General features: G+C 45.5%; 1 pseudogene. It reads right to left on the bottom strand.

What is annotated here, in order from left to right:
* A pseudogene (locus tag R7P74_RS27170) lies at positions 1-566 on the bottom strand (sodium-dependent transporter); the annotation flags it as partial.
* Between the last annotated feature and the right edge of the window lie 73 nt (positions 567-639).

Genomic DNA, 639 nt, shown 5'->3' with positions numbered 1-639 from the left:
AAACCGAATAACACGAACAACGCAGGCATTAGACGTGTTGACCATTTCTCAATGCCTTGTTTAACGCCACCTTGCACGATCAAAATGGTAAGTACATAAAATGTAATCGTACCGAACAAGTTGCGCTCTACACTAAAACCTTTTAACCATTGAGTCGCCGCTTCCATTCCCATGATGTCGGTAACCGCACCTAGCAAAAAGCAGATCAACCAACCGCCAACAATGGAATAAAACGCTAAGACTGCACTTGGTACACTCAAACCAATCCAGCCCACAATACCGCCAAGCTTTTTGCCAGTCGGGTGGTTGGTTAATGCACGCATGCTGTCTACTGGGTTGGCTTGACCATGACGACCAATCGCCATTTCAACCACCAGCATAGGAAAAGCAACGATCAGAATCATCACTAAATAAACCAGCAAGAAGGCTCCACCACCATTACTTGCTGCTTGTGTTGGGAAGCCCCAAATATTACCCAGACCAACCGCAGCGCCGGCGGCTGCTAAGATGAATCCGAGACGAGAGCCAAAATGCTCGCGAGGCTGAGAAGAAGTTTGTTGTGTCATACCACTCACACAAAATATCAATGAACTAGCTAACTAGTACACTATAGCAATATTAACTAATCAACAAGAGCAA

It is taken from the genome of Vibrio sp. 2033, assembly GCF_033339735.1.
Note: the sequence above shows the minus strand (reverse complement) of the source record. Positions and strands in the feature narration are given on the sequence as shown.